The 545-nt window shown below is 70.1% G+C and carries 1 protein-coding gene; it reads right to left on the bottom strand.

Annotated features, from left to right (window positions below; translation table 11 throughout):
- A partial coding sequence (locus DWZ15_RS10610; protein ID WP_199580080.1) for a transposase occupies positions 1 to 280 on the bottom strand: 280 nt, incomplete at its 3' end.
- Positions 281 to 545: the final 265 nt, after the last annotated feature.

Here is a 545-nt window from a genome sequence, read left to right as displayed (position 1 = left end):
TCCCGCGGGCCTGCTTCTCGGCATATCCGGGCAGGTAGGCGCAGGGGTTCCCATGCGCATGGGCGCGCGCGAGGACCAGTGCGCCGATGTTTCGCTTCTGGTCGACGACGACCAGCGCGCCGGAGCCGGCCCGCTCGAGCAGCCGGTCGATGTCGTCGGGCCTGTTTGCCAGCTCGGCCCTGAAGGCGACGCCCCCTCCCGCGTCGAGCGCGCACGCGCTGTGCGAGCTCTTCCCGACGTCGATCCCCAGGTAGGCCACGGGCGTCTCTGCTGCTGGCATGGTGTATCCTCTCCCTTGAGCCGGCCGTTAGCCGCGGAAGCGACACCCACATTACCCGGCCGTGGCCCGGTCCGGGCCCGGCACATCTCTATCAGTCGTTCCCCGCGGCCCCTCCCGCCCCGGCGGCAACACGTCCCGGGCCCTCTACGGGGCAGGGGCTGACGGCCGTCCGGGGCGGTCGGCCAGCGACCACCGGTACGGCTCAATCGTATAACCGTGCAACGGAAAAGAGCCGCCCTTTCGGACGACTCAAACTGTAATGGGG

Origin of the sequence: Collinsella sp. AF29-7AC, from assembly GCF_003475665.1 — a bacterium.
Classification (GTDB): Bacteria; Actinomycetota; Coriobacteriia; order Coriobacteriales; family Coriobacteriaceae; genus Collinsella.
Note: the sequence above shows the minus strand (reverse complement) of the source record. Positions and strands in the feature narration are given on the sequence as shown.